The following is a 3,689-nucleotide window of genomic DNA, read 5'->3' as shown; positions in this document are numbered from 1 at the left end:
TGTTTGCGGCCGCAGTTTTTGTCCGCAACCATTTAAATTTAGCCAGAGAACCTGTCATAGGAAATTATACAAAAGAGCTGCCAAACGCTATGGCCATGGTATAATGGCCATAGCGTTTGGCAGCTCTTCTCGCTTTTATAATCCAGAAAGGAAAAGTCAACTGCCCACTAGCTTGGCGGCTAGACAGTTGACTCCCATAAACATATGTCTATTATATTCGAATTCCCCTATTCTATCAAGAGCTACATAAACACAATGGAGCAATTGGATGTTGATTCTGTCTGCCCCTGTTGCGGAAGAAAACTTTGGTCTCACGGAAGCTATGAACGTACCGTCCATTGCAAAAACAAATCTTATACGATTAAAATCCTCAGGAAGCGTTGTCCTGATTGCGATAAGACCTATTCTCTTATTCCTTCCTTTATCAAGCCATGGGCGCGATTTGCCAACCATGTTCGTGAATTTTTTGCACGTTGGGTGGCGATTGGAGTGCCTGTTTCGTATCTCCCTGAACGCCTTAGCAATGAACACACATCGGTTATATCGTTAAAGACATTATACCGGTGGAAAAAGCAAATGGATGAAAACTACCAAACTTGGCTGATAGGTCAAAGAAAACAAGCTATTGATGATCCCGACGCCGGGGACCGGCTGCTTGATTTCTTTAGACGGGGTGCAACGGTGGTGGAAGAATGCCTATTTTTCTTTGAGCTATATTTTGGGGGAAAGCTCCCTAAAAGAGGTCAGGTGATTTCTTCCATCAACCTATCCCTTTCGCCAAAAGTATGGTGGTAATCATTGCCAAATGAGTTGTCAGTTAATTTGGGAATAAATGTAAATACATTTCGAAGAGTACTCCACTAAATATGTCCCTGTCTTTCCTTGCCCCTTTCCCGGATAATGGAAAATGTAGTCTATTATTGGTGAAAAGGAGAGGAAAAATGTGGAGGAAACTTTAAGAAGTGAAATCGCGGCCTTTCGATTTGGATTAATTGCCCAGATCGTACAGCGTCGGCTGGACCCCGGGGAAAAGTATGCCCTTTTAAAGAAAATTGCCAACGAAAAGTACAAGATCCCGGGCAGTGAAAAGACAACAGTGAGCATCCGCAGCCTGGAGAGGTACATCCAGACCTACGAAGCAGGCGGATTCGAGGCGCTTAAGCCAAAAGCACGGGTAAAACAAGGCAGCTTAAAGGCAATAGATCCCGCTGTGCTAGAATGCGCCATCGCATTGCGAAAAGAACTGCCAAGCCGAAGTGTTGAACAAATCATTCGTATTCTCGAGTTAGAAGAAAAAGTGCCACGTGGAAAGTTGAAGCAGCGAACGCTTTCGCGTTATTTCCAGGAACAGGGTTGGAGCCGAAAAGATATGAGCAAATCGGTCAGAAAAGCGTTCAAGCAATTCGAACACGAGGCGACCAATGATTGTTGGCAGGCTGATACGCAGCATACGCTGTATCTTCCGGCTCCTAATAACCCAGCCAAGCGCAAGAAAGCTTATTTGATCGCAATCATTGACGACCATAGTCGTCGAATTATGCATGCGGAATTCTTTTTTGAGGAGCGTTATCCAAGACTAGAACGATGTATGCATAAAGCAGTTTTAAAGTACGGGGCCCCAAATATCTTTTTCTGTGACAATGGGTCAGTGTATAGTACTAAGCAGTTTAAAATCATGTGTGCCCGTATGAATACCAAGCTTATTCACGCAAAACCTTACTCGCCGGAATCTAAAGGGAAAATTGAAAAGTTCTTTCAATTTGTAGATTCAAGCTTTACCGGCGAGGCTTATCTGTTGATTAATCAGGGAAAGATCACGTCTTTAAAACAGCTGAATAATTACCTGGCCTCCTGGCTGGAAGCCTATGACAACCGTATTCACCGTGGTACGGGGCAAACACCGAAAGCGCGTTATGACTCTTGCGAGAAGCCAAAATGCCATTTAACAGCCAAGAAACTCAAGGAAATCTTTTTATGGGAGGAAACACGTACCGTCCGAAAAACATCGATTATTGATGTAGAAGGCAATACATACGATGTAGATGACTTTCTGCGCGGCAAAAAGATTCAAATACGGTATAACCCCTATGACTTGTCGTATATTCAGGTATGGAAAGACGACGAACGTTTTTCAGATGCCAAACCGGCTGAGCTTCGAAGCCAAAAACATTCCAAAGTGGCAGAAACACAACCGGAAGAAATCCTGGCTACGCCAGTTTCCAGTTATCTAGAACAAATTAAGCAACAACAGGAAGAAGAAAGGCGCCACGAGCTGGGAACAACTAGTTTTGCGCGTCTGAAAGAAAAGCAACCGGCCGGAGGTGTCAAACATGATTGATTTTTTTGGCATGAAAGGTGTCCCTTTCACACGTGAGATCGCTACACATCAATTGTTTGACTCATCGAGTCATCAAGAAGCATTCGCCCGCATGGAATACGCGGTGAAAAATCGGATGTTTTGCCTGTTAACGGGCGATGCCGGCACGGGTAAATCCACCGCCGTACGGGTACTTGCAGAGCAGCTTGATCCAATCCAGTATCGCTATTTATACATTTGTGATTCGGGATTGACACCGAAACTGTTTTATCGCGAGGTCCTGCAATGTTTCGGTATCAAGCCTGCATTTCGGGCAACAGATGCCAAGCGTCAATACCAAGCGCTGATGCTTGATATATACGAAAACGAAAAAAAGACACCAGTCATCATTTTGGATGAGGCCCATCACTTTACGGAATCCATGTTGCAGGAACTTCGCTTCATTCTAAATTTCAAGGGAGATTCCATGTCACCTTTGGCTTTGATCATTGTTGGGCAACCTAGCCTGCGAAATCAGCTGAAGGTCAAGCATTTGGAAGCAATTGAGCAGCGTATCCAGATGAGGTATCAGATGGTTGCGTTGACAGAAAGTGAGACAACCTCTTATATTCAGTATCAATTAAAGGCAGTCGAGGCGCCTCATGAGATGTTCTCCGAGGAAGCCTTTCAGGCTATCTACCAATATAGCAAAGGCATCCCGCGGAAAGTGAACACTTTCTGTAGCTCCAGTTTAATGGATGCACGGTTGCAAGGCAAGAAGATTGTTGAAAAATCGAATGTCGATCGCGTCATGAATGAGATGTAGGAGACGTGAAACTGATGAAAACAACAATGATATATAATCCGGATTTGGAATGTTGGATGGTGGAGTTGCGCGGGCGTAGCTATCCTCTTCATTGTGGCGAGTGCTTTGAATTGTTGCTTGGCAGAGACAAACTACCCTGCAGGCTGGAGTTGGATAATGATTGGTATGTCATCATGGAAGAAATGCGTTTCAATTTGAGAGAACAGGATAGTTACAAGGTGATAATTTAAACAAGAAGGGGTGGGGATATTATTCCCATCCCTTCTTTCAAAGGGAATGAGTCATGGAAAATGAACCCAAAAGAAAAGATAACTGTAGAAGAAATGAAGATAGTTAAGCAGGAACGTGAGGCATTATAGATGAGGAACTGGAAATAGCAGGCGACAAACAGTGAAAAAGGAGGATACTGGCTGAACATGAAATTAAGGTAGAAACCAGCAAATACTTGGGGTGGTAACGACAATACACTGACCAAACTTATTGCCAGTGGCATTGTCTATGACTGCCAGTGCGCAGCCATGCCACTGCCACTGGCCATGAAGTCGACAAAGAATAAGACTGCGGACA

General features: G+C 44.1%; 4 protein-coding genes. All 4 read left to right on the top strand.

Annotation, left to right across the window (positions count from 1 at the left end):
* Window positions 1-255 precede the first annotated feature (255 nt).
* The 4 genes from E4U82_RS19270 to E4U82_RS19255 all read left to right on the top strand — a co-directional run bounded on the left by E4U82_RS19270 (window position 256) and on the right by E4U82_RS19255 (window position 3,352).
* Window positions 256-795: a DUF6431 domain-containing protein gene (locus E4U82_RS19270; RefSeq protein ID WP_135111865.1), complete on the top strand. Its 540-nt coding sequence runs from the start codon at window positions 256-258 to the stop codon at window positions 793-795.
* A 148-nt stretch (window positions 796-943) separates the two neighbouring features.
* Window positions 944-2,338, top strand: coding sequence for a DDE-type integrase/transposase/recombinase (locus E4U82_RS19265; RefSeq protein WP_135111864.1), 1,395 nt, complete (start codon window positions 944-946; stop codon window positions 2,336-2,338).
* Window positions 2,331-3,122 (top strand): ExeA family protein, encoded by a 792-nt coding sequence (locus E4U82_RS19260; RefSeq protein ID WP_135111863.1) that lies wholly within the window; start codon window positions 2,331-2,333, stop codon window positions 3,120-3,122. Before E4U82_RS19265 ends, E4U82_RS19260 begins: the two co-directional genes overlap by 8 nt.
* 14 nt (window positions 3,123-3,136) lie before the next feature.
* Window positions 3,137-3,352: a DUF5348 domain-containing protein gene (locus E4U82_RS19255; RefSeq protein ID WP_135111862.1), complete on the top strand. Its 216-nt coding sequence runs from the start codon at window positions 3,137-3,139 to the stop codon at window positions 3,350-3,352.
* Window positions 3,353-3,689: the final 337 nt, after the last annotated feature.

Origin of the sequence: Lentibacillus salicampi (assembly GCF_004565465.1) — a bacterium.
Lineage (GTDB): Bacteria > Bacillota > Bacilli > Bacillales > Amphibacillaceae > Lentibacillus > Lentibacillus salicampi.
This window is presented reverse-complemented; position numbering and strand designations above follow the sequence as displayed.

Coding starts and splice junctions, on each gene's coding strand:
- E4U82_RS19270 (WP_135111865.1), top strand. CDS start 256: ATGGAGCAATTGGATGTTGATTCTGTCTGCCCCTGTTGCGGAAGAAAA.
- E4U82_RS19260 (WP_135111863.1), top strand. CDS start 2,331: ATGATTGATTTTTTTGGCATGAAAGGTGTCCCTTTCACACGTGAGATC.
- E4U82_RS19255 (WP_135111862.1), top strand. CDS start 3,137: ATGAAAACAACAATGATATATAATCCGGATTTGGAATGTTGGATGGTG.